We start from the raw sequence: 24074 nt of genomic DNA, 5'->3' as shown, positions 1-24074 counted from the left end.
CTCCGGAGTTCGGTACGAGCCGGTGCCCGTCCGGAGACCCCTCGGCCCCTCCGTCAGAGGCCGTAGAGCTCCCCGACCGGCACGGCGACCGGCAGCACGTTGCCCGCGGGGGCGAGCGGACACGCCCACATCGGGTCGTACGCGCACGAGGGGTTGTAGGCGAAGTTGAAGTCGATGACCAGCCTGTCGGGGGTTTCACCTCGGCCGAGATCCGCGCCCTTGATGGTGTCGAGCAGGTAGCGTCCGCCGCCGTAGGTGCCGCCGGGGCGGCCGGCCGCGGCATCCCGAACGGGAACGAACAGCCCGCCACCGTACGACGACAGCCGCCACACGTCCAGCGTGCCCGTGTCGGGTAGCTCCACGCGTCCGATGCGCTCGAAGCCGACCTCGCCGTCCGTGCCGGTGGTGGCGACGAAAGACGCCTCGTCCGCGTCGAGCAGGGGGACCTCGAAGCGCCAGGCCGCGTCGTACGGGGCGAGGGGCAGTCCGACGAAACCCTCGCGCTGGGCCGGGAGCAGGGGAGACGCCGGGTGGTCCGCGAACAGCGCGTCGCGCTCGATGCGCCAGAGTTCGTGCGCGTCTTCGGGGTCGTCGGCTTCGCGTACCGCGTCGTACAGCGCGAACACGCGCAAGCGCCAGTCGGCGATGTCGAGGGCGGCGCGGGCGGCGGCGGTGGTCATTCTCCGAGCGTAGGCGGAGGGCGGATGCCGGGGGTCCGGGCTGGACACGACCGGGCTCGGCCATTCCCCGGCACGGTCCGACCCGTCCGGACCAGCCCGTGATCCCCGCGGAACGAGAGCCGGCACCGGGATGCGAGGGGGCAGACACGACGCCGACGGGCGCACTAGCGTCGGGACATGGCATCCCCCCGCATCACGCTGACCGTGCCGGGCCCCGAGGGCGATCGCGAGGTCGGCATCTCGAACCCCGACCGGGTGCTCTGGCCCGAGGTCGGCATCACCAAGCGCGAACTCGCCGAATACCTCATCGCCGTCGCCGACCCCTTCATCGCCGCGAACGGTCATCGGCCGGTGTCGCTCGAGCGCTTTCCCGAGGGCGTGGGCGGCGAAGCGTTCTTCTCGAAGAACCCGCCCAAGGGTGCACCGGCTTACGTGGAGGCGGTGACCGTGACGTACAACAGCGGGCGGCGGCATCCGCAGCTCTTCCTCGGCGAGATCGCGTCGGCGGTGTGGGCGGCGCAGATGAACACGATCGTGTTCCATCCGTGGGCCTCGCTCGCCACCGACCCCGACCACCCCGTCGAGCTGCGCATCGACCTCGACCCGCAGCCGGGCACCGGCATCGCCGAGGCGGTGACGGCCGCGCACGAACTGCGGGTCGTGCTACGCGAGGCGGGTCTCGAACCGTGGATCAAGACGAGCGGCAACCGCGGCCTGCACGTGTTCTGTCCCATCGAGCCGACGCACGAGTTCCTCGACGTGCGGCACGCGGTGATCGCCGCGGCCCGCGAGCTGGAGCGACGGATGCCGGATGCCGTGACGACCAACTGGTGGAAGGAGGAGCGGGGCGAGCGCATCTTCGTCGACTTCAACCAGGCGAACCGTGACCGCACGATGGCGGGGGCGTACTCGCCGCGCGCGCTGGCCACCGCGACGGTGTCGACGCCGGTGTCCTGGGACGAACTCGACGGTCTCGACCCCCTCGCGTTCACCGTGCGGTCGATCCCGGAGCGCCTGGCATCCGTGGGCGATCCGTGGGCCGGGTTCTCCGAGAAGCCCGGACGCATCGACACCCTGCTGCAGTGGTGGCAGCGCGACCTCGACGACGGCCTCGGCGAGCTTCCCTTCCCTCCCGAGTTCCCGAAGATGCCGGGGGAGCCCCCGCGGGTGCAGCCGTCGCGGGCGAAAGCTCCGGCGTCCGACTGAGGCGGCATCGTCGCATTTTCGAGAAAGGGATGCCAGCGCTCACCCGAGTGTTCACCGAACGGTGAAGACGCGGGGCGAAAGTTCACCCACGGGTGAGCTGAGATTCGTTCTCACGAGAGGACCTTCCGTCAACGTGGAATTCGACCGGCCCCCCGGCGGTCGGTGAATCCCATACGAAACGGAAGCGGACACATGAACAAGCGCACGACCGGACGCACGCGTCGTCTGATCGTCATGAGCACCGTCGCGGGCGTCGCCCTCGGTGCCACCCCCGGCGTCGTCGCCTCGGCGGAGACCACGGAGAGCCCCGTGCCCGAGAACGTCATCGTCCTCATCTCGGACGGCGGCGGGTACAACCAATTCGATGCAGCCCGCCTGTACGAGAACGGCACGACCTACCAGCAGGTCGAGGTCACGCCGAACTCCGGTACGGCCACGAAGGTGTCCGGCACGCAGAGCGAGGTCTACGACGACTTCCCGGTGCAGCTCGCACAGTCGCACTACTCCGCAGGCGGTCGCGCCGCGTACACGCCCGAACAGGCCTGGGGCGACTTCTCGTGGGTGGCATCCGGTGCGACCGACTCGGCCGCCGCCGGCACCGCGCTCGGCACGGGCGTGAAGACCACGAACGGCACGCTCGGTTTCTCCGCCGACGGCACACGCCTGCTGACCGTCGGCGAGCAGGCGATGGAGGTGGGCAAGAAGGTCGGCCTGGTCACGAGCGTCCCCTTCAACCACGCCACCCCCGCCGGCTTCATCGCGCACAACAAGAGCCGCAACGACTATCACGGCCTCGCCGCCGAGATGATCGACTCGGGAGTCGACGTGCTGATCGGCGGTGGACACCCCAACTACACGGATGCCAGCACCCCGCGGGCATCGCACTTCGGTGCCGGATCCTGGATCTCGCAGACCGACTTCGAGCGGGTCACGCAGGGCGCGACGCCGTTCTCGTACGTCGAGAGCAAGGCCGACTTCGAGCGCGTCGCCGACGGACAGAACGTTCCCGACAAGCTCTTCGGCCTCGCCCGCGTCGCCGAGACCTTCCAGTACAACCGTCCCGGCATCGCCAACAACACCGTTCTGCCCGGAACGGACCCGGCGAATGCGGACGTGCCCTCCCTCGCCACGTCGACCCGGGCCGCGCTGAACGTGCTCGAGAAGGACGACGACGGCTTCTTCCTCATGGTCGAGAGCGGCGCGGTCGATTGGGCCGGCCACGCCAATCAGACCACGCGCATCGTCGAGGAGCAGCTGTCGTTCAACGACTCGGTCGACGCCGTCACCGACTGGGTCGAGAAGAACTCGAGCTGGGACGAGACGCTCGTGATCGTCACCGCCGACCACGAGACCGGCTACCTCGCCGGTCCCGGCGCCGGCGCTGAGAAGGGCTGGACAGCCCTGACGGGGGCCGCAGGACAGCTTCCGAACGTGTCGTGGCACTCGGGTGGACACACCAACGCGCTCGTCCCCCTGTACGCGAAGGGCGCCGGGTCCGAGGTGCTCACGGCGCGCGCCACGAACTGGGACTTCGCGCGGGGGGCGTACCTCGACAACACCGACCTGGGCAAGACGATCTTCGACGTCCTCGGACACGCGGATGCCGAGGGTGATGCGGTCGGTGTCGAGGCGTCGGTGCCGCTGCCCGCACAGGCCGGTCAGTTGAGCCTGGCGCTGCCCGCCACCGACGGCCCGGTCACCTTCTCCGGTGACGCCGCGTCGCAGACGGCGGAGCTGCCGGAGGTCGTCGTGAACGACTCCCGTAACGAGGCGCAGGCGCAGGGTCGCGGGTGGACCCTGTCGGGATCGGCGTCGGCGTTCGTCGCCGGTAACCGCTCGTTCGGTGCCGAGAACCTCAGCTGGACCCCCGAGGTCGTGCGCACCGCTGCGGGTGCCGCTGCCGGTGGCACCGCGACGCTGGACAAGCCCGCCACCCTCGCCGACGCCGGTCGTGTCGAGCGCGTGGGCGAGACCGTCGTCGCCGCCGACCTGGCGCTGACCATCCCCGCGACCGCCGAGAGCGGTCGCTACGGCAGCGAGATCACCCTCACGCTCTTCGCGAAGGACTGATCCCTCCGGCCGGTGCGCTCCCCGACGGGGGCGCACCGGCTCCCTCCGTTCCCCCCGACCCGAGGATTCCCGTGTTCCCCCGTGCTTCTATCGCGGCGGCGGCCGTCGCCGTCGTTCTGCTCTTCTCCGCCACCCCGGCCGCCGCCGTCACCGTCGACCCGGCTCCCGCATCCCGCTCCGCCGCGCAATGGTCCGTCGCACCGGCCACCGCCGCCGGGCCCGACGGTCGGATCTCGCTCCGCCACACCATCGAGCCCGGTGCGGGCGTCGACGACGCGATCTCGGTCACCAACCTCGGCACCGAACCCACCGCCTATGTCGTCGCGCCGGGTGACGGGGTCGTCGGCGACAGCGGGGCCTTCGACATCGCCGCGGGCGACCCGCGGGACTCCGGCGCTTGGATCACCGTCGAGGGCCTGGATGCCGGCGCCGTCACCGTCGCGCCCGGGGAGACCCGCGTGCTCCCCGTGCGCATCGACGTGCCCGCCGGCGTCACGCCCGGCGATCACCCCGCCGGGATCGTCGTCGGGGTCACCCGTTCGAGCGACGGGGTCGCGGTGACGAACCGCGTGGGCGTGCGGGTGCACCTGCAGGTCGCCGGCGACATCGCGCCCGCGCTGCAGGTCGCTGACGTCGCGACGACCTTCACGCCGTCGTGGGTCCCCTTCGCGCCCGGCGTGCTCCGTGTCGAGACTCGTGTCGAGAACACCGGCAACGTGCGCCTCGGCGCGCTCGCCGCCGTCTCGGGCGCGGGCGTTGACACCGCATCGCTCGAGGGCGACCCGGCCGAACTGCTGCCCGGTGACACGGCCACCCTGGTGACCGAGACGGGTGCGTGGCCGCTCTTCGCCCTCTTCGGGACGACCACCGTGCGTCCGGTCGTGCTCGGCGACGACGCCGTCACCGCTCCCGTCCTCGTCGAGCAGGGATTCACGACCGTGGCGGTGTCGTGGACGGGACTCGCGGTGCTCCTGCTGTTCGCCGGGACGATCGCGGCAGCGGTCCTCTCTCGACGGCGCGGGCGTCGGACGGCGGATGCCGAGGTGCCGGCCGGCGCGGCGACGGCGGCCGCGGAGCCCGACCGGGCGGTCGACGCGGCGGTGCGGTAGCCGCAGAGCCCGCTCCGACGGGTGCGCCGGGCGGGGTGTGGTGGTGACGCCGGGCAGGGTGTGGTGGTGACGCCGGGCGGCGCGCGGCGGGTGCGCCGGGCGGGATGCGTCGCGTTCCCGGGGCCGATGGTTCCGGTTCGGGGCGAGATCGGCGGACTGGGGGGCGGGCGTCCGCGACGACCCGCGAAACGCGCCCCGCGATCAGCTCACGGCAACGCAGCCCTCAGTCGAGAACGCCCCCGAGGTCGTACGAGTTCACCGTCTCGAGCTGTGCGAAGGTGCAGGAGCGCGCATCGCGGTCGGGGCGCCACCGGTCGAACTGCACCGTGTGGCGGAACCGCATGCCCTCGAGCTGGTCGTAGCGCACCTCGAGCACGAGCTCGGGGCGGAGGCGCACGAACGACACGTCTTTGGATGCCGAGAACCGCGAGCGGTCGGTCTCTCCCACGACGGCTTCGCCCTCGGCATCGCGTTCGACGAGGGGAGCGAGTTCGTCGATCAGCTCTCGACGCCGCTTGTCGGTCCAGGCCGAGACGCCCCCGACGCCGTGCAGCCGACCCTCGTCGTCGTAGAGCCCGACGAGGAGCGAACCCACGCCCTCGCCCGACTTGTGGATGCGATAGCCCAGGGCGACGACGTCGGCGGTGCGGGCGTGCTTGATCTTGAACATCGTGCGCTTGTTCGGCGCGTACGGCTGGGCGAGCGGCTTCGCGATGACGCCGTCGAGGCCCGCCCCCTCGAACTCGGCCAGCCAGCGGCGGGCGAGGTCGGGGTCGTCGGTGGTGCGCGTCACATGCACGGGGTGCGGCACGGCTCCCAGCAGCTCTTCGAGCTGGGCGCGGCGTTGCGAGAACGGCTCCGCCTGAAGGTCGCGATCGCCGCGCGCGAGCAGGTCGAACGCGATGAACATCGCCGGTGTCTCGTGCGAGAGCATGGTCACACGGGAGGCCGCGGGATGGATGCGCTGCGAGAGGGCCTCCCAGTCGAGGCGCTGAGCGCCCGGCTCACCGCGCGCGACGACGACCTCTCCGTCGATGAGACAGGGCTCGGGCAGGATCTCGGCGAATGCCGCCACGAGTTCGGGGAAGTAGCGGGTGAGCGGCTTGGCGCCGCGGCTGCCGATCTCGACATCGGTGCCGTCCCACGAGACCAGGGCACGGAAGCCGTCCCATTTGGGCTCGTAGCTGAAGCCCCCGGCGACCTTGGCGTGCTCGGGGACCTCGGGCACCGACTTCGCCAGCATCGGCGCCGGAATGTCGTACGGCATGCTCGTCAGCTCTCGTCACCCGACAGGGGCACGGGGTCTTTGCGCTTTTTGCGCCGCGCCCACTCGGCCGGTTCGTCGGGGCCGTTCCAGACGGTGATGATGCCCCAGACGACCGCGGTGAGCGGCACGGCGAGCAGGGTGCCCAGGATGCCGCCGATCGCGGTACCACCGGCGAGCACGACCAGGACGACGAACGAGTGCAGCTTCATCGACCGGCCCATGAGCACGGGCTGCAGGAAGTTGCCCTCGAGCTGGTTCACGAGAACGACGATGCCGACGACGATCAGCGCCACGATCGGACCGTTGGTGACCAACGCCACGAGGGCCGCGAGGATGCCGGCCGTGACGGCACCGACGATCGGGACGAAGGCGAGCAGGAACACCAGCACGGCCAGCGGCAGAGCAAGGGGCACCTGCAGGATCGCCAGACCGATACCGATACCGACCGCGTCCACCGCGGCGACGGAGGCCGTACCTCGAACGTACGAGCCCAGAACCGTCACGGTCTTGTCGCCGATGCGACGCGCGCGGGCGTAGTCGCTGCCGTGGAACGGACGCAGCACGAACTCCCACATGCGGGGGCCGTCTTTGAGGAAGAAGAACAGGATGACGACCATCAGCACGAAGCCGGTCGCGAACGACGCGACGGCCCCCACGCCCGCGAGTGCGCCGCTGCCGAAGGCGGAGCTCGTGACGAAGCCCTGGATCCCCTGGATCGCCTGGTTCACCTGGTCCTGCGAGATCGCGAAGGGCAGCGTGTGGTACCAGTCCTGCGCCTTCTCGAAGCCCTCGACCGCCTGCGACCCGAGGTAGTCCCACTGGTTGACGACGGCGTTGACCACGAGCCAGCCGAGCGCGGCCAGCACGACGACGACGGCGAGCAGGGTCAGCAGAGTCGCGATGACCGCCGGCACGCCTTTGCGTCGCATCCACATCGTCACCGGGCCGAAAGCCGACGCGAAGATGAGGGCGAGAATCAGCGGGATGATCACGAGCGTCACCTGCTGGATGCCCCAGATGAGGCCGGCCACGAGGACCACCATGATGATGATCTGCACGGCGCGCACGGCGAGACGCCCGAAACCATCGGACCAGAGGCTCTTGGGTGGCGCCTGTACCGCCTTGGCGACGGATGCGACCGCGTCGCGAGGCGCGGGGTGGCGAGAGAAGAGGCCCATGCTGACAAAGTAGCGGGGGCCTCCGACATGGCGAGCGAGGTTGCGCTGCGCCCCGAGCCCGGATACGACGTCGGGTGCCGCAATCCGCGGTTCTTTTCACCCGCTAGCGAGCGCGCTTCGTCCGCCGCGGTGCCGGGCGCCGTCCCGAAAGCATCCGCCGACCCCCGGCATCCGGGGTCAGACGAAGGCGCTCATGCCCGTGATGTCGCGGCCCAGAAGGAGCGCCTGCACGCTCTCCGTGCCCTCGTACGTGTGGATCGCCTCGATGTCGGCCATGTGCTGCATCACGCCGTTCTCGAGCAGGATGCCGTTGCCGCCCAGCAGATCGCGCGCGATCGCGGCCACCCGGCGCGCCGCGCGGGTGTTGTGGTACTTCGCCAGAGACGCCTGCGTGGGACGCAGGCCGCCCGTGGTCTCGAGGTCGGCGAGGCGGCGGCAGTAGAGCTGCATCGCGGTGAGTTCGTCGAGCATCTGGGTGAGGCGCTCCTGCACCATCTGGAACGCCGCGAGGGGCTTTCCGAACTGCATGCGTTCGGTGGCATACGTCCGCGCGATCTCATAGCAGGCGGTCGCGTGCCCGAGCGCCGACCACGCGACTCCGGAGCGCGTGGCGTACAGCACCCGCGAAGCGTCCTTGAAGGTGTGCGACCCGGGCAGCACGGCATCCGCGGGAAGGCGCAGGTCATCCATGGCGATGTGGGCCTGGTGGATGCCGCGCAGCGACACCTTTCCGGTGATGACGGTGCCCGAGTAGCCCGGGGTGTCCTGTTCGACGAGGAAGCACTGCACCTTGCCGTGGTCGTCGCCGCCCTCGTTCTCGACGCGAGCCCAGACGAAGGTGATGCCCCCGGAGGCACCGTTGCCGATCCACTTCTTCGTACCGCTGAGCGACCAGCCATCGGTCGTGCGGGTGGCGGTGGTCTCGAGCGAGACGGAGTCGGAGCCGTGATCGGGCTCGGTCAGGGCGAACGCGCCGAGGACCGTGCCGTCTGCGAGGGGCTTCAGCCACCGCCTTTGTTGCTCGGGAGAGCCGAAGAGCGCGAGGGTACGGAGTGCGAGCCCTCCTTGGACCGCGAGAGCCGTCGCGAGCGAGCCGTCGTGCCGGGAGACCTCCATGTTGACGAGGCCCGCGGCCAGCGGAGACGTGTGCGCGAGCTCGGGGTGTTCGATGCCGTCGGTGAGCAGCTCGAGCTCGCCCATGCGCTGGACCAGCTCGACGGGATACGTCGCGGCATCCCACTCGCCCTGCATGCGCGTGCCGACCTCGTCGACGAACGCCTTGGCGCGGTCCCAGACCGCGCGGTCGGCGTCGGGGATGTCGGCGAACACGGCGTAGTAGTCGGTGTCGCGGCGGCCGAGCAGGTCGTAGTGGGCGACGCGCTCACCGGGGAGCGTGCGGGCATCGGCGTCGATGGTCATGGTTCCCAGTATCGCGCATGTTGATACTGGGTGTCACCGTCTTCGGCACGCCGATCCGGGTGGGGTCGGTTCCCGGTGCGGCGCGGGGTGTGCGCTCGGCTGCGGGGTGGGGTGCGCGCGGCGTCGAGCGTCCGAGACGTGCGGGCGTTTACGTGGGGCGTCCGGGTGTCGTGGACACCGCGGTGGGGTGCGGCACGGGGTGTGCGTTCGGCTGCGGGGTGGGGTGCGCGCGGCGTCGAGCGTCCGAGACGCGCGGGCGTTTTCGTGGGGCGTCCGGGTGTCGTGGACACTCGTCGGGGGACCGGCGCGACTCCCGACGGCGGCGGGGTGCCGAGCGGGTAGGGTCGCGGCGTGAGCTCGCTGACCTTCCTCCCCGCTGTCGACCACCCCGAGCTGCTCGCGGCGCCCGTCGCAGCCGCGATCGAACGACTGCCCGCCGATGTCGCGGCGCGCATCGAGGTCGCCGCCGTCGACCCCGCGCTCGCCGACACCGCGGCGTTCTGCGAGGCGTACGGCCAGAGCCTCGACATCTCGGCCAATTGCCTCGTGGTGCAGGGCACCCGCGGCGCCGTCACACGCACCGCCGCTTGCCTCGCCCTGGCCACCACGCGGCTCGACGTCAACGGCGTCGTGCGCAAACTCCTCGACGCGCGGAAGGCGACGTTCGCCCCGATGGATGCCGCTGTCGCCGAGACGGGGATGCAGTACGGGGGGATCACGCCGCTCGGCATCCCGTCGGACTGGTGTCTTCTGCTGGATGCCCGGGTCGCCGCGCTCCCGCGGGCCGTCGTCGGCGCGGGGATTCGCGGCGCGAAGCTGTTCCTGCCGGGCGAGGTGCTGGCATCCCTTCCCTCGGCCGAAGTCGTCGACGGACTCGCCGCACCGGTCGCGTGAGCGGTGACGCCGCTCGCCGGACGGCTCGCGTGAGCGGCGGCCGGACTCGGCGCGTCAGTCGGGAAGGCTGGCCCGGAGCCTCCGCGTGACCTCCGCCGCGGGCATACGGCGCGGGAACACCGCCACGACGAGGTCGTCGCTCGCGGCGTCGGCGCCATCGGGGTGCACGCCGTAGCGACGAAGGGCGTCGTCGAGCGCGCGACGCAGAACGGATGCCGGCACCCGGGCGCCGCGCATCAGCCGACGCAGCACGTGATTGTGCACGGCGGTGACGAGGGCGGCGAAGCCGACGGCATCCAGGGGGTCGAGGCCGGGGAGCGCATCGCGCAGGTACTGATCGAAGAGGCGCTCGTAGCGGAAGACGGTGACGATCTCGCGATCGCGCAGACCAGAGATCTCGCGCACGATCTTATAGCGACGGCGGGCGAGCTCGGGGTCGGCGGCGAAGTGGCGGAACACCCGCACCGACGCCTCGCACACCGCCGCCCACGGGTCGTCGTGCTGTTGCGACAGGTACGCACGCGTTTCGGCGAGAAGAACCTCGTGGTCGGCGAAGACCACGTCTTCTTTGCCGCCGAACTGGCGGAAGAAGGTCGAGCGCGAGACCCCCGCGGCCTGGGCGATCTGCTCCACGGAGGTCTGGTCGTAACCGTGCTCGGCAAAGAGGTCGATCGCGGCGGCCACCACCGCCGTGCGGCTCGAAGGGGCGGCGTTGTCGATCACGAGCCGAGCATATCCGCGGCGCGTCGGTGGGACGGCGCCGACGCCGTGGGCGCGCAAGAAACGTGATTTGCGCGCGGTCGGTACTGTCGGCGAGGGAGCAGGGCGCCTGAGAAACGCGATTCGCGTGCGGAAACGCCTTGACGAGGTGTTTCTCGCGGTGGATCGCGTGTCTCGCTTGCGGCTACGGCGGCGAGGGCGTGCGGCGAGGGCGTGCGGCGAGGGCGTGCGTCTAGGGCGTGCGGCGAGGGCGTGCGGCGACGGCGTGCGGCGGGGGCGTGCGGCGGCGGCGTGCGGCGACGTCGGGCGCCGCCGTAGGCATGCGAGAAACGCGATTCGCGTGCGGAAACGCCTTGACGAGGTGTTTCTCGCGGTCGATCGCGTTTCTCGCGTGCGGCTACGGCGGCGACGGCATGCGGCGAGGGCGTGCGGCGGCGTCGGGCGCCGCCGTAGGCATGCGAGAAACGCGGTTCGCGTGCGGAAACGCCTTGACGACGTGTTTCTTGCGGTCGATCGCGTTTCTCGCGTGCGGCTACGGCGGCGAGGGCGTGCGGCGAGGGCGTGCGGCGACGTCGGGCGCGGCCGTGAAGCATGCGAGAAACGCGATTCGCGTGCGGAAACGCCTTGACGAGGTGTTTCTCGCGGTCGATCGCGTTTCTCGCGTGTGGCTACGGCGGCGCGGGCGCGAGCGCGGACGGGCCCGCGAGGCGCGGCCGGGCGCCGCGAGAGCGCGCGGCAATAGACGATCGCGCGGAACGAGACAACGGGATGCCGCGGCGCCGGTGCCCGGAGTGGGATGGACGCATGACCTCCCCCCTGTGGACTCGAGACCGGACTTCCGTTGCGACACCGTTCGAGGCGGACGCGCACCACGACGTCGTCATCGTCGGGGCGGGGATCACCGGTCTGTCGACCGCGGTGATGCTCGCCGAGGCGGGTGTGGACGTCGCGGTGGTCGACGCCGGCGATGTGGGCGAGGGGGCGACCGCGGCGTCGGTGGGGATGGCATCCCTCCTCCAGGGGACGACGCTCGCGGCGCTGCGGCGGCACCACCCCGCGAGTCTCGTCCGCGCGTACGTCGACGCCAATCGCGCGGGCCAGGAGTGGCTCGCCGACCGCGCCGGCGGGGCCGCCGACCGACGGACGGCATTCACGTTCGGGCGGGGCCTCGCCACCGACGTCGTCCTCGACGCCGTGCGCGACGCGGCGCTCGAGGCCGGGCTCCCCGTGCGTGAGGACACCCCCGACGACCTCGGCGGACGCACGCCCGTGCGGGCCATCGCCCTCGACGACCAGCTCGCTCTTGACCCCGTGCTGCTCGCATCCACGCTCGCCCGTACGGCGGTCGATGCCGGTGCCGCCATTCACACGGGCGTCCGCGTGTCGGATGTTCGCGCGCTCCCGCGCGGGCATGTCGACACCGACCGCGGCACGCTCCTCGGCGACACGGTCGTGCTCGCCACCGGCACACCCCTCACCCGCCGCGGCCTCTACGACCTCAAGACGCGTGCGCTGCGGTCGTGGGCGATCGCGTTCGAGATGGACGGGGATGCCGAAGCTCCGGGCGGCATGTGGAGCGAGGCCGGCGCCGACGGACGTAGCGTCGTGGCGGCACCGTCGTCGTACGGACGCCCGGTGCTCATCGTGACCGGGGCGCGGCATCCGGTCGGGTCGGCTCCCTCGGAGCGCGCGCTCGCCGACGAGCTCGCCGCGTGGGCGCGGCGCACGTTGCCCGTGGGCACGGAGATCGCGCGCTGGTCGGGGCAGGACTACCAGTCGCACAATCTGGTGCCGTTCATCGGAGGGATGCCGCGCGGCCTCGGCCGCCTGCGCTTCGCGACCGGGTACGGCGGCTGGGGCATGACGAACGCCCCCGCCGCGGCATTGCGTGTGAGCGACGAGATCCGCGGCGTTTCTCGGCGCGACCGGCCGCAGTGGATGCGCACGATCGGAACCCGGATGACGGTGCCCGCCGACCTCGGACGGGGCATCGGCGAGGCGGCGCGGCGCGCGCGGGTGTCGGAGGGGGCGCGGGAGTCGGCGACGCTCGCGCCGGTCCGACCGCCCGCGGAGGGCGACGGCGTTCTCGCCCGGCGCGGGCCGCGTACAGCCGCCGTCTCGACGGTCGACGGGCGGACGCGCACCTTCGCCGCCCCGACCCCGCTGACCTGGAACGACGCCGAACGCTCATGGGACAGTCCCGTCGACGGCTCGCGCTTCGCGCCCGACGGCACGCGGCTCGAGGGTGCGGCATCCGGGGATCTGCGGCCGGCGGGGTGAACCTCGGCGCCGGCCTGCGCACCTCCGGAGACGTGCACGAACGACGCAGCGAGGGCGCTGGCTTCTGCGGCGGACTCGGCGGGCGAGGGTGGTCGTCCGGAGCGCGGTACAGGCGGAGGCCGGCGCCGCCCGGCGGAAGGCGGCGGCTGCCCTGCTCGCCGACGTGTGCGGGGCGACCCGGTTCGCGCGGGTGGAGTGCCGCCCCGTACATGGCTCACTCCGGAGATGCGGGCGCTCGGCCTCGTGATGGGCGCGAACTTCCGCGACCACCCGGCGGATCGGTGACGCCCCGACCGGGCCCCGCGCCGCCCCGCGTCAGCTCTTCGCGCCGGTGAACGCGAGCGCGCCGCCGAGACCGATCATCATGACGCCGCCGGTCGCCGACAGCGTCGAGATGCGCTTCGGGGAACGCGCGAACCACGTCCGTGCGGTGCCGGCGGCGATTGCCCACACGCTGTCGCAGGTCAGCGCGAGCACCTGGAAGAGGAAGCCGAGCACGAGCAGCTGCGACCAGACCGCTCCGGCGTGCGGGTCGACGAACTGCGGCAGCACGGCGACGAAGAACGCGATGGTCTTGGGGTTGGTGAGTCCCACGACGAAGCCTTGGCGCAGCAGCGTCCACGACGAGGTGGGGGCGACCGCGGCGCCGGTGACGTGCGCGTTGCGGTGGCGGATCGCCTGCATGCCGAGCCATACGAGGTAGATCGCGCCGACGATCTTGAGGACGGTGAACGCGACGATCGACGAGGCGACGATCGCGCCGACTCCGAAGGCGACCGCGAGCACCGCGGGCACGGTCCCCAGCGCGTTGCCGACGACGCTGAGCACGCCGGCCCGGCGGCCGAGCGCGATGGAGCGTCCGATGACGAACAGCACGCTCGGACCCGGGATGACGATGATGACGACCGACGCGGCGATGAAAGCCACGAGGTTCTCGATCGGAGGCATCCTCGGACTGTACTGCTGCCGCGCTTCGTGCGGGTGTCGTGCGGGGGTGACGTTCCGCGGCGGGCCGCGGCGAACGCGGGCGTAACTCCGGAAAATCCAGGGTGCTCGAGCCGCCAGGTGGGGGTGGGGCCGTGTCGGAGCGAGTTTCTCCGGAGTTCGGCTCGCGTCGCGGGCGCAGCCGCGGCTACGCGGGCACGGCCTCCCGCGCCAGCAGCTCGCTGATGCGGCCGACGCAGCCTCCGCAGCCCGTGCCGGCGCGGGTCGACGCCTTCACGCACGCGACGGTGGGTTCCCCGGCGGCGATGGCCTCGCGGATCGCTCCGGCACTCACCCCGTTGCACCAGCACACGGTGGCATCCGCGGCGAAGGGGTCGGCGACGACGGCCATCCCGGTGTCGGGGGCGTCGAGTCGCAGCAGCGACGACCGGTCGGCGGGCAGCTCGGAGCCCCGTTCGAACAGCAGGGTGAGTTCGGCGCCGGTGCGCGGCATCCCAACCGAGACGAAACCGGTGAGGACGCCGTCGACGGTGACGAGCTTGACGTACGCGCCGCGGGCGGGGTCTGCCCAGAGGGTGACCTGGGGGCCGTGGCATCCGGGCGCGTGCGAGAAGGGGTCGACGTCGACCGCGCCTCCGGCGACGACGTCGATGCCTTCGGCCTTCAGCATGACGACACCAGGGCGTTCGACGGGGATCGCGCTGACGGATGCCACGACACCCGCGACCCCCGCAGTCGTCGCGGATGCCAGCCCCGTCGACGCCCCCGCCGGACCCGCGGATGCCACGCCCGCCCCGCCCGACGACAGCAGCGCCGCCAGCCGGTCGGCCTGCCGCCAGCCCGGGCCGATGAGCCCGCTCGGTCCCCCCGGCACACGGCCGTCGGCTCCAGCGTCGGCGGGATCGGCGACGTGGGCGCAGTCGCCGATGGCGAAGACGTCGGGGTCGGTCCAGGAGCGCGATGCCCCGTCGACCAGCACCCCGCTCGAGATGGCGAGACCGGCGAGGGATGCCACCTCGGTGCGCGCCGCGACTCCGCACGACAGCACCAGCAGGTCGCCCGCGAGCACTTTGCCGTCGGCGCAGACGAGGCCGTCGAACCACGCCTGTCCGTGGTCGTCGTAGCGCTGGACGATGCTCTCGGCGCGGGCGTGGTGCATCATCTCGACGCCGACGGCGGTCGCTGCGGCGGCGAGTACGCGCCCGCCGTTCTCGTCGAGCGTGCGGTTCATGGGGGCGGCGGAGTGGTACGCCACCACCACCTCAGCACCGGCTTCGGCGGCGGCCAGCGCCAATTCCATGCCGAGCACGCCCGCGCCGAGCACGACGATGCGCTGACCGGCCGACACCGCCGCGCGCACGTGCTCCGCGTCGGCGAGGTCGCGCAGCGCCACGACGCCGCGGGGGAGCGGTGCCGCGCCTTGGTCGAGCTGGTCGGGAACCCCGGGCCGCGCCGCGCGGTGCCGCTGCGCCCGCTCGAGTCCGGCGAGGGTGGGGACGTTGGCGCGCGCCCCGGTGGCCAGCACGAGCCGGTCGTAGGGGATCCGGATGCCGTCGTGCAGCCGCACGACCCGACGGTCGCGGTCGACGCCGACCACCGTCATGCCGAGCACGAACCGGACGCCGGCTTCTTCGGCGACGAGACGGTCGCCCATGTCGAGGCCGTCGCGGTCGGCCCGGCCGACGGCGTACTCGGCGAGCAGCACGCGGTTGTAGACGTCGTGCGTCTCGGCGCCGACGACGGTGAGGTCGATGCGCCCGTCGCGCACCGCGGGCAGGAGTCCTTCGATCAACCGCGCCCCGACGGGGCCGTAGCCCACCAGCACCACACGCTCAGACATGAATCTTCTCCTGGGTGATGCCCGGCTGATCGAACGTCGAAACCGCTCGGACGGGACCGGCGGACGAGGATGCCGCGGACGCGGCGCCCGCCGGAGCCGGGGCGGGGGCCGGGGCCGGGGCCGGGGCCGGGGCCGGGGCCGGAGCCGGGGCCGCGACACCGGATGCCGCGGGCCCGACCCCCGGATGCTCCGACACCACCACCGGCCCGTGCTCCGTGACCGCGGCGGCGGGCACAGCGGCATCCGGAGCCACCCGCACCCGCGTGCGCTTGAACTCGGGCATGGCCGACGTCGGGTCGACGAGAGCTTCGGTGAGGCGGTTGGCGCACTCGTCGCCGGCGTAGTGGAACGGCAGGAAGACGGTGTCGTGGCGGATGTCGGTCGTCACGCTCGCCCGTGCCCGCACGGTGCCGCGTTCGTTCGACACCGCGACGAGTGCACCTTCCCGGATGCCGAGCCTCGACGCCGTCGCCGGGTGGATCTCGAGCCGCGCCTCGGGCCGGGCGCCGTTCATCTCGGCGACGCGGCGGGTCTGGGTGCCCGACTGGTACTGCTGCAGGTAGCGGCCGGTGACGAGGGTCAGGTCTCCGCCGCGGTCGGTGGGCGTCGGGGGAGCGGCCTCGACCGGTACGAGCCTGGCGCGCCCGTCGGCGTGCGCGAAACGCTCGGCGAACGGACGCGGGGTGCTCTCGGACCGGTACGGCCAGTACGCCTCGACGCCGGTGTCGAGCAGGGCGTGCGAGAGGCCGGAGTAGTCCGCGATGCCGCCCTCCGACGCGCGGGCGAGTTCGTCGAACACTTCGGCCGGGTCCGTCGACCAGGTGGATGCCGCGCCCAGGCGCCGTGCGATCTCGGCCATGATCCACAGCTCGCTGCGGGCACCGTCGGGCCCGGGCAGCGCCTGGCGGCGGCGGATCACCCGGCCCTCGAGCGAGGTCATCGTGCCCTCCTCCTCGGCCCACTGCAGCACGGGCAGCACGACGTCGGCCAGGGCGGCGGTCTCGGAGAGGAAGAAGTCGCAGACGATCAGGGTGTCCAGCGCCGCGAGTTTTGCCCGCACGGCCTCGACGTCGGGAGCCGAAACCACGACGTTCGAGCCGGCGACCAGCAGCGTCTTCACCGGCCCGCCGAGCTCGGCGAGCAGTGCGGTCGCCGGGATGCCGGCATCCGGGAGATCGTCCGGATCGATGCCCCAGACCCCGGCGACGTGCCGGCGGGCTTCGGGGTCGCGAATCGAGCGGTAGCCGGGCAGCTGGTCGGCCTTCTGGCCGTGTTCGCGTCCGCCCTGGCCGTTGCCCTGTCCGGTGAGGGTGCCGTAGCCCGAGCCCTCCCGGCCGACGAGCCCGAGCACGAGGGCGAGGTTGATCGCGGCGGTGGCGGTGGCGGTGCCGTCGACGTGTTGTTCCACGCCGCGTCCGGTGAGAATGTACGCGCGTCCCGCGGCGAGGCGGCGGGCGGTGGCGCGCAGGTCTGCGACGGGGACGCCGGTGGTAGACGAGGTGCGCTCGGGCCACCACGCGGCGACCGACCGCCGCACGGCGTCGAAGCCCGTCGTGCGTTCATCTATATACGCACGGTCGGCGAGCCCCTCGGCGAGGGCGATATGGGTGAGGCCGAGGAGGAGCGGAAGGTCGGTTCCGGGGGCCGCCTGCAGGTGGGTGCCGGCGCCGTCTTCGGTGAGGCGCGCGGTGGCCGAGCGACGCGGGTCGACGACGATCAGTCCGCCGGCGGCGCGGGCTCCGGCGAGGTGCGCGAGGAACGGCGGCATCGTCGCGGCCACGTTGGAGCCGAGCAGCAGGATCGTCTCGGCCTCGTCGACGTCGGTGACGGGGAAGGGCAGGCCGCGGTCCATGCCGAACGCGCGATTGGATGCCGCGGCCGCCGACGACATGCAGAACCGGCCGTTGTAGTCGATGCGCGAGGTGCCGAGAGCGACCCGGGCGAACTTGCCGAGTTGGTAGGCCTTCTCGTTAGTGAGGCCGCCGCCGCCGAAGATGGCGTTGGCGTCGGCTCCGTGCGCGGCCTTCGTGTCGCGGAACGCCGCGGCGACGGCATCCAGTGCCTCGTCCCAGGTGGTTTCGGCGAGGGTTCCGTCGGACTGTCGGGTCAACGGCATCCGGAGTCGTTGGGGGGATGCCAGGAGCTCCGCCGACGTCCAGCCCTTGGCGCAGAGCCCTCCCCGGTTGGTGGGGAAGTCGCGGCCGGCGACCGTGGTGGACCCGTCGTGGGTCACGGTCATGGCGCACTGCAGCGCGCAGTAGGGGCAGTGGGTGTCGGCGGAGCTCATGGTCATCAGATCCGGGTGCCGGTCTTCTTCGCCATCCGCAGGTAGACCCCGGCGGTGAGGGCGAGGAAGGCGACGTACGCCAGGGCGAACCAGCCGAGGGCGGGGGTGTACGAGCCGAACGTCGTCTTCGAGAAGCCGAGCAGCTGCGGGATGAAGAACCCGCCGTACGCGCCGATCGCCGAGATGAGGCCGAGGGCGGCGGCGGCCTTGCGCTGCGCGCCGATCCCGTTGTTCGAGCGGAGGGCGAAGATCGTCGGGATCATGCGGTAGGTCGCGCCGTTGCCCATGCCCGCTGCGGCGAACAGCACCAGGAAGCAGAGCAGGAAGACCGCGAAGTTCTGCATCGGCAGGGTCAGGATGACGCCCAGGATGCCGAGACCCATCACCGTGAACGCGCCCATCGTGATGACGGTGCCGCCGAAGCGGTCGGCGAGCTTGCCGCCGTAGGGGCGGGCGAGCGACCCGACGAGGGCACCCAGGAAGGCGAGGGTGACGGTGGCGGTGCCGATCGCGATCCCCTTGAAATCGGGGAACGTGTCGGCGAGGAGCTTCGGGAAGACGCCGGCGAAGCCGATGAACGAGCCGAAGGTGCCGATGTAGAGGACGGCCATGATCCACAGGTGCGGCTCTTTGAGAGCGGCGAGGGATGCCGTGATGTCGGCCTTGGCGCTGGAGAGGTTGTCCATGCGGAAGTAGGCGCCGACCATGGCGACGAGGATCAGCGGCACCCAGATGAGACCCGCGAGCGGCAGGTTGAGGGTGGCGGCGGCGCCGACGGTGATGACGATCGGCACGACGAACTGGGCGACCGAGGCGCCCAGGTTGCCGCCGGCGGCGTTGAGTCCGAGCGCGTACCCCTTCTGGGCCGCTGGGTAGAAGAACGTGATGTTGGCCATGGAGCTTGCGAAGTTGCCGCCGCCGAAGCCTGCGAACGCCGCGATCAGGAGCAGCAGGCCGAACGGGGTCGCGGGGTTCGACACCGCGATGGCGAGGCCGATGCTCGGGATGAGCAGCAGGCCGGCCGACACGATCGTCCAGTTGCGGCCGCCGAAGCGCGGAACCATGAACGTGTAGGGGATGCGCAGCGTCGCGCCCACCAGGCTCGGCATGGAGATGAGCCAGAAGATCTCACCCGTGGAGAGCTGGAAGCCCGCCGCGGGCAGCGAGACGACGACGACCGACCACAGCTGCCAGACGACGAACCCGAGGAACTCGGCGAAGATCGACCACCGCAGATTGCGGGAGGCGATGGCCTTGCCCTCTTTGGCCCACTGGGTGGCGTTCTCGGGGTTCCAGTTGTCGATCCAGCGGCCGGGGCGGTGCTGTAGTTCCGCTGTTTCTGTTACGGCCGCGGGCGGCGTTGCGGTTTCGGGACGCGGGTCGGTGACGGTCACGGAGTCCTCCGGAAGGCGATGTGGGGAGGTGCAGCGCCTCGCATGGGCGGGGCGTGGTCGCCAGCGTAGGGAGGAGGGGTTTCCCGGGGACGCGTGCCCGGGGGCGGGGAGGTAACGGTTGTTTCACCCGCGGCTGGGCGACGGGAGAGGGGGAGTTTACGTGGGCGTTACACGGAGCCAGCGCACGGCAACCTGCCGGAACCGAATGAGCAGAAGACCGCAACGCGCGCAGACTCAGATTGGAAAACGGTCGCCGTATACGGGTGCTCATAACTGGACGCGGATCCGCCCTGGTGGCGGGACGGCCGGGCCTAGACTTCTGGAGCCCCCCTCCCGAGGTCATGGAACGTGCTCGCATGACGGTCTGTGTGTGAGTTCGCAGCCCATGGTGCGGTGCGACGTTCGACCTCTTCCAATGAAGCGTTGTACAAGATGCGGTCGTCACTCAAGAGAGTGAGCGTTCCTCCTGAAGCGCCAACGAGCTGCCTCAGCGCATCCTTAGCTTCTTGCAGCGGCGCGTTTATCCCCATACGTCCGAGTTCGACTCGAATCATGTCGAGACTGCGAATAGCGTCCGCGGGGGCGTACTGTTCCACAACTCGCAGCGCACGAAGAATCGAAACGGCGAGTTCCCTCGGAGCGTTCGCCGAGTCCGCTAGAAGGGCGTTCACGGCCGCCGTGACATCCTCTGGCGCATACTTATGAAGAACAATGCCCAAGACATCCCTGGCTGTGATGTCGCGGCTGGCAAGTGACGCGACGACCTGTGCAAGCTGTTCGATAGTCCAGCAACTTACTTTTGCGGCAACCGCTCGTTGCGCTGCTTGCGCGTCTTCGCCGCGTGTTCCACCAGGATAACTTGGCGCAATCACAAGGCAGCCGTCTGCCTTTTCAACCTCCTTATGGTTTTGGAGGCCGGCGAAGTCCAAGGCGCCGAGGCTTGGCACATCTGTGCTGGACTTTGCTTCTAGGGTGATTTTGCGTTCGCCATTCGGATAGTCGGTGAAGCGTGCTATTCCATCCGCACGATCGGAGTTGCCAATGTGCTTGGCCACAAACCCGAGGGCGCGCGCGGCCACAACCATGGCGACCTCCAGATCTCGGTCTTTCGCCGTGGCATCCCGAAGAAGGGCCGCAATCGCTGCTGGGGAGTTCACTTGCTCGCGAGCGAGACTGCGAAGCAGTCCATCGCGGCGTTCTAGTACATCGCCAATAAGATGAGGTGCAAGGCCCGCCTCTCTCAGGTACACCTCGAGCAACGTCTCGGCTACCGCCACGTCATATAGCAGATCGAGCGATTGTTTAGTGTCAGCGAACGCTAGGGCAAGTTCGTGCTCTGAGTTTACCGTGAATGTGCGAGACTCCGGATCAAAACTCACGAGCCGCTCAGCTCGGGCCCCTTCCTCCAAACGAAATTGGAAGGGGTCGCGATCTTCTACGCTGTACAGCCCAGAGGCGATGTCATCAAGTTTCTCAGCAGAGGGTCTCGTCATATAGAACCAAGCTTCATCTGCCTCCTGTCCACTTGCTGCGCCTCCAGTGCGTTGCGTGGAACTCAGCAAAGCGTCCGCGACTGGCCGTTCGACAAATCGAGGGTAGACGTATTGGCGTTTGTCCTCACGCTTCGTGCCCTGCCTGAAGCGCTGTCGAATGACCTCATCGTAACGAGAGCGCGCTTCATTATAGAGTTGGGTAAGAACGTGCTGGAGGATGAGGACGCGATCCGATGTGCCCGCCCCCTCTCGAGGAGCGGTGAGATCTGCGTCTAGGTCGTCTACCTCGATATCCGCACGGAATCTGTTGAAGACCTCATAGCTGAGAGGTGTAAGACCAAAGAGAGGGTCATCCTCCGCGATCAAACGACCGCGAACCCGTACAAAGAATCCATGCGAGCGCGTCAAATCGGTGCTTTTTCCACCATAGATCGTCTCGTCGGTGACGAAGACGCGGCCACCAACGCCCGCAGGAAGCGTGTCTGAGGCAAGTCTGACCTCTGATCCATCTGACGTAGTAAACGACTTCAGCTCCCATTGCTCGCCAGTTAGTGTTTCTAGGCGGTCGATGCGTTCTTGGGGGAGGTCCCCCGGCGAGAAGCTCACAAGTGCGTTGTCCACTCGGGCTTGGAGCCGTGACTGCACCTGCTCTCCGTTCAGGTACAGTTCAAAATTGCTGATCGGCATCGCTGTGCTGAGCACCCAGCGAAGTCGCCCGGCTGAGAGCTTCGCAGCCTGCGGTTTGAATTCCTCTAAAAGCACCAGGGTCCAGTGTCGATCGGGGGTGAGTTCTTCTGATAGAACTATGCCGCTCGTCTTGCACACGTGCGCGACTGCCTGCTGTTCCGCGAGGTCTTCGGTGGTCAGCCGCCGCACGGCAAGGATGACGGGTTCGTCTGCCTCTCCAGTCGGTCCCGATTGAAAGGCCTCGAACGAGAGGGAGACGGCGAGTATTTCTCCGTTACCGGTCGATGTGATGTAGGTAATGCGGGATGCGAGAGCGTACGTTGCGAGCTTGCCGATGCCGAATTTGCCGATCTGCGTCCGTTTACGTATCCGCTCGACCTGCTCGGTGCGTTTTGTCGACGCGCCGACACGCCAAAGGTCGGCGAGACCCGTCTCGTCCATTCCCGCACCATCGTCATAGACGGCAATGACTGGCAGCTCCGCGGCAGACGTGCCAAAGGAGGTCCCTGGAACTACGACTCGGCAGACAGTCGCGTCTGCGTCAAAGGAATTCACTACCAGTTCTTCGATGGCCTTTGAAGCAGAAGTGTAGAGCTGCTCGCTCAGGAGCGTGATGAGCTCCTTTGAGAGCCGCACGGTGAGGTCAGGGCGAGGCTCTCCAATTTTTTCGAGCGCCTCCCCAACTGTGATCCCTGGGCGGTCGGGGGCGGCCACGTCTGAAGCACTCACGCGTGCGAGCCTACGGCAGAGCGTCTGGCGGCAGGGCCTCAAGAACGAGGACGTGTTCTTCCGCAATGTCGGCCCCATTGCGTCTTGCGTACGACATGTATCGGTTTTTGACCGGGTAGGAGAGGTGGTCGAGCATGCTGAAGCGCCCCTGAGCCATCTCCAGAAAAAGCTCGTCAGTCGGAATATTCGCGCCGTTCCACGTGCTACGGCCGACGACACAGACGGCCAAGCCGCCGGCAGGAAGTAGGTCCGCCCATCTGGCGAACACGGCATCCATGCTCGTCATGTAAGCACGGAAGTCACGCGCTCGCGGCGGCGCCTGCTCCTGCATCCGATCGAGCCATTCCTGGGCGGTCGGCGAGGGGGCCCAGGGGGCCTTAAGGATTGGATTTGATGCTGCAACTCGGTGCTTGCCGATATAGGAGGGCTGGAGCGCAAGTCGGTCTGCCTGAGTCGAAGTCAGGTCTAGCCAGAACATCTCTAGTTGGTGACGGCGGTAATAATCGACCGCGTTCTGATACGGCGGCGACGTGATGATGACGTCCGGTTGCGTTGGCGTCTGGAGAGTCGTGGCATCTGATTGAAACACCGACGTGCTGGTCGCAGGGGACCGCTCCGATGCGTACGCTGTGGCCCCACGAACGGCGCGGCCGAGCGCTTTATCGAGGAGCGCGAAGGGATTGATGACCCGTCCGGCAGCATCCAGTCGACGCATGTGAGCGGTGACTTCGAGTCCGGATACCGGGACAGGGTCAGCATTACTAGCGTTCCTGATAATGGACGCAAACACCACCATGATCCAACGTTCTATCGCGGGTGCCAGCTCAAGTTTGAGAATCTGGGAGCGGATACGCGCGAGGTCGATGATGACGTAGTTCCTGAACCAATGCCGGAGCCTAGGAATGGCCGGCACCCACAGGCCGTCCAAGGCGCGACGGTAGTCGTCATCGGTCAGGTCGCTTTTGGCTAAGGCGAGGTATTCCGAGTCCGGGCGCCTCAGCGTCGCGAGGCAGGTCTGCAGTCTTTCCGTCACGCTCTCCAGCTGGCCGGGGGGGAAGCTGCTGGTCTTGGCGCGCGACACTGCTACCGCGAGTGGGTCAAGATCCGTCCCGACGCTGCTGCGGCCACGGACTGATGCCTCGACAAGAATGGTGCCGCTTCCGCAGAAGGGATCGAGGATGGTCTGTCCCGGCGTAGAAAATTGCTCGATCAGCCCTGCGGCAACCGGGACGTGAAACTTGGCAGGGTAGCGAAACATCCGATGGGTGAGCGATCGGTCGCTATGTTCAGTGAACTGCAGGAGTGAAGGCGTTCGCGCCGCGACGTCGTCCAATGTCACCTCCCCACCTGGACCCCCCGGTGAGGGCTACCCAGTCATCGTAGCCACTCGTCGGCGACTCGTTGAATGCCGTCCGCCACGGCTGCATTGTGATCGGACGAGCTGACCACGCTGTCCACCTCGCCTATAGGCGCGACGCCGGTCGTCACAAGCGGACGCCGACTTTTGTCCGGGTGTTACGCCCCACTACGCCCCAGATCGCCCGCTCCCGCGGCATCCCGTAGCTTCATCTCACCAACCCCTCCGAAGGCAGGTGAAGCCATGTCCCGCACGATCTCGTCGACAGTCCACCCGATCCAGCGCTGCATGGCAGCCTCGAACCCCTCCGCATGGTGGGACGGCCTGGTCGTCGGCGCCGAAGGCGCGACGGTGACCGTTGCGCTGCTCGACGGCGCGACGGCGAACCTGCGGGTCGTCGGACCTGCCGTCGACATCGCGGTGGGGGAGCCGGTGGCTTTTCACCCGGTCGCCGAACTGCTCAGCGCGTCGGCGATCCTCACGACCGCACGCGCCGCATAGCCGAGCGGCCGCCGACGA

The 24074-nt window shown here is 69.7% G+C and carries 17 protein-coding genes; 6 read left to right on the top strand and 11 right to left on the bottom strand.

Translation table 11 applies throughout. The annotated features are described in order from the left end of the window. Positions 1 to 53: 53 nt before the first annotated feature. Entirely contained in the window at positions 54 to 680 is a 627-nt protein-coding gene (locus tag ACTJJP_RS05890) for a DUF1684 domain-containing protein (RefSeq protein ID WP_440774087.1), read from the bottom strand. A gap of 177 nt (positions 681 to 857) precedes the next feature. On the opposite strand from ACTJJP_RS05890, the gene ligD reads away from it, so the two are divergent. The 3 genes from ligD (at position 858) to ACTJJP_RS05875 (ending at position 5065) form a co-directional block, all read left to right on the top strand. Beyond that, positions 858 to 1886 (top strand): non-homologous end-joining DNA ligase, encoded by a 1029-nt coding sequence (gene ligD, locus ACTJJP_RS05885; protein ID WP_440774086.1) that lies wholly within the window; start codon positions 858 to 860, stop codon positions 1884 to 1886. A gap of 192 nt (positions 1887 to 2078) precedes the next feature. After that, positions 2079 to 3956: an alkaline phosphatase gene (locus tag ACTJJP_RS05880; RefSeq protein WP_440774085.1), complete on the top strand. Its 1878-nt coding sequence runs from the start codon at positions 2079 to 2081 to the stop codon at positions 3954 to 3956. A gap of 71 nt (positions 3957 to 4027) precedes the next feature. Then, a complete protein-coding gene (locus tag ACTJJP_RS05875; RefSeq protein ID WP_440774084.1) occupies positions 4028 to 5065 on the top strand; it encodes a hypothetical protein in 1038 nt (345 codons plus the stop codon). A gap of 223 nt (positions 5066 to 5288) precedes the next feature. Here ACTJJP_RS05875 and ACTJJP_RS05870 read toward each other — a convergent pair whose 3' ends face one another. From ACTJJP_RS05870 to ACTJJP_RS05860, 3 genes are all read right to left on the bottom strand, one after another. Beyond that, positions 5289 to 6332: an ATP-dependent DNA ligase gene (locus ACTJJP_RS05870; RefSeq protein ID WP_440774083.1), complete on the bottom strand. Its 1044-nt coding sequence runs from the start codon at positions 6330 to 6332 to the stop codon at positions 5289 to 5291. A 5-nt stretch (positions 6333 to 6337) separates the two neighbouring features. Further along, the gene (locus ACTJJP_RS05865; protein ID WP_440774082.1) at positions 6338 to 7510 is read right to left on the bottom strand and encodes an AI-2E family transporter; all 1173 of its coding nucleotides are present in this window, start codon (positions 7508 to 7510) and stop codon (positions 6338 to 6340) included. Positions 7511 to 7687: 177 nt separating this feature from the next. Then, on the bottom strand, positions 7688 to 8929 hold the full coding sequence (locus ACTJJP_RS05860; RefSeq protein ID WP_440774081.1) for an acyl-CoA dehydrogenase family protein: 1242 nt from the start codon (positions 8927 to 8929) through the stop codon (positions 7688 to 7690). Between the two features lie 351 nt (positions 8930 to 9280). On the opposite strand from ACTJJP_RS05860, the gene ACTJJP_RS05855 reads away from it, so the two are divergent. Continuing rightward, positions 9281 to 9823: a YbaK/EbsC family protein gene (locus ACTJJP_RS05855; protein WP_440774080.1), complete on the top strand. Its 543-nt coding sequence runs from the start codon at positions 9281 to 9283 to the stop codon at positions 9821 to 9823. 54 nt (positions 9824 to 9877) lie between these two features. Here the strand turns inward: ACTJJP_RS05855 and ACTJJP_RS05850 are convergent, their stop codons facing one another. Further along, entirely contained in the window at positions 9878 to 10546 is a 669-nt protein-coding gene (locus ACTJJP_RS05850; RefSeq protein WP_440774079.1) for a TetR/AcrR family transcriptional regulator, read from the bottom strand. Positions 10547 to 11347: 801 nt separating this feature from the next. On the opposite strand from ACTJJP_RS05850, the gene ACTJJP_RS05845 reads away from it, so the two are divergent. Next, the gene (locus tag ACTJJP_RS05845; RefSeq protein WP_440774078.1) at positions 11348 to 12823 is read left to right on the top strand and encodes an FAD-dependent oxidoreductase; all 1476 of its coding nucleotides are present in this window, start codon (positions 11348 to 11350) and stop codon (positions 12821 to 12823) included. A 315-nt stretch (positions 12824 to 13138) separates the two neighbouring features. On the opposite strand, the gene ACTJJP_RS05840 is transcribed toward ACTJJP_RS05845, so the two are convergent. The 6 genes from ACTJJP_RS05840 to ACTJJP_RS05815 all read right to left on the bottom strand — a co-directional run bounded on the left by ACTJJP_RS05840 (position 13139) and on the right by ACTJJP_RS05815 (position 23537). After that, a complete protein-coding gene (locus ACTJJP_RS05840; RefSeq protein WP_440774077.1) occupies positions 13139 to 13771 on the bottom strand; it encodes a LysE family translocator in 633 nt (210 codons plus the stop codon). Positions 13772 to 13955: 184 nt separating this feature from the next. Next, on the bottom strand, positions 13956 to 15608 hold the full coding sequence (locus ACTJJP_RS05835) for an FAD-dependent oxidoreductase (RefSeq protein WP_440774076.1): 1653 nt from the start codon (positions 15606 to 15608) through the stop codon (positions 13956 to 13958). After that, the gene (locus ACTJJP_RS05830; protein WP_440774164.1) at positions 15601 to 17895 is read right to left on the bottom strand and encodes a molybdopterin oxidoreductase family protein; all 2295 of its coding nucleotides are present in this window, start codon (positions 17893 to 17895) and stop codon (positions 15601 to 15603) included. The genes ACTJJP_RS05835 and ACTJJP_RS05830 overlap by 8 nt, the downstream gene beginning before the upstream one ends. Positions 17896 to 17900: 5 nt before the next feature. Then, positions 17901 to 19289, bottom strand: a complete 1389-nt coding sequence (locus ACTJJP_RS05825; RefSeq protein ID WP_440774075.1) for an MFS transporter — start codon at positions 19287 to 19289, stop codon at positions 17901 to 17903. 311 nt (positions 19290 to 19600) lie between these two features. Continuing rightward, positions 19601 to 22198: an ATP-binding protein gene (locus ACTJJP_RS05820; protein WP_440774074.1), complete on the bottom strand. Its 2598-nt coding sequence runs from the start codon at positions 22196 to 22198 to the stop codon at positions 19601 to 19603. 10 nt (positions 22199 to 22208) lie between these two features. Then, on the bottom strand, positions 22209 to 23537 hold the full coding sequence (locus ACTJJP_RS05815) for a DNA methyltransferase (RefSeq protein WP_440774073.1): 1329 nt from the start codon (positions 23535 to 23537) through the stop codon (positions 22209 to 22211). A 261-nt stretch (positions 23538 to 23798) separates the two neighbouring features. Here ACTJJP_RS05815 and ACTJJP_RS05810 point away from each other — a divergent pair, with 261 nt between their 5' ends. Next, positions 23799 to 24056 (top strand): nuclease, encoded by a 258-nt coding sequence (locus ACTJJP_RS05810; RefSeq protein WP_440774072.1) that lies wholly within the window; start codon positions 23799 to 23801, stop codon positions 24054 to 24056. Positions 24057 to 24074: the final 18 nt, after the last annotated feature.

The sequence above is a fragment of the Microbacterium sp. 22296 genome (assembly GCF_052045385.1).
Taxonomy (GTDB): domain Bacteria; phylum Actinomycetota; class Actinomycetes; order Actinomycetales; family Microbacteriaceae; genus Microbacterium.
The sequence above is the reverse complement of the archived record's forward strand: the minus strand, read 5'-3'. Positions and strand labels throughout refer to the sequence as shown.

Coding starts and splice junctions, on each gene's coding strand:
- ACTJJP_RS05890 (WP_440774087.1), bottom strand. CDS start 680: ATGACCACCGCCGCCGCCCGCGCCGCCCTCGACATCGCCGACTGGCGC.
- ligD (WP_440774086.1), top strand. CDS start 858: ATGGCATCCCCCCGCATCACGCTGACCGTGCCGGGCCCCGAGGGCGAT.
- ACTJJP_RS05880 (WP_440774085.1), top strand. CDS start 2,079: ATGAACAAGCGCACGACCGGACGCACGCGTCGTCTGATCGTCATGAGC.
- ACTJJP_RS05870 (WP_440774083.1), bottom strand. CDS start 6,332: ATGCCGTACGACATTCCGGCGCCGATGCTGGCGAAGTCGGTGCCCGAG.
- ACTJJP_RS05865 (WP_440774082.1), bottom strand. CDS start 7,510: ATGGGCCTCTTCTCTCGCCACCCCGCGCCTCGCGACGCGGTCGCATCC.
- ACTJJP_RS05860 (WP_440774081.1), bottom strand. CDS start 8,929: ATGACCATCGACGCCGATGCCCGCACGCTCCCCGGTGAGCGCGTCGCC.
- ACTJJP_RS05845 (WP_440774078.1), top strand. CDS start 11,348: ATGACCTCCCCCCTGTGGACTCGAGACCGGACTTCCGTTGCGACACCG.
- ACTJJP_RS05840 (WP_440774077.1), bottom strand. CDS start 13,771: ATGCCTCCGATCGAGAACCTCGTGGCTTTCATCGCCGCGTCGGTCGTC.
- ACTJJP_RS05835 (WP_440774076.1), bottom strand. CDS start 15,608: ATGTCTGAGCGTGTGGTGCTGGTGGGCTACGGCCCCGTCGGGGCGCGG.
- ACTJJP_RS05830 (WP_440774164.1), bottom strand. CDS start 17,895: ATGAGCTCCGCCGACACCCACTGCCCCTACTGCGCGCTGCAGTGCGCC.
- ACTJJP_RS05810 (WP_440774072.1), top strand. CDS start 23,799: ATGTCCCGCACGATCTCGTCGACAGTCCACCCGATCCAGCGCTGCATG.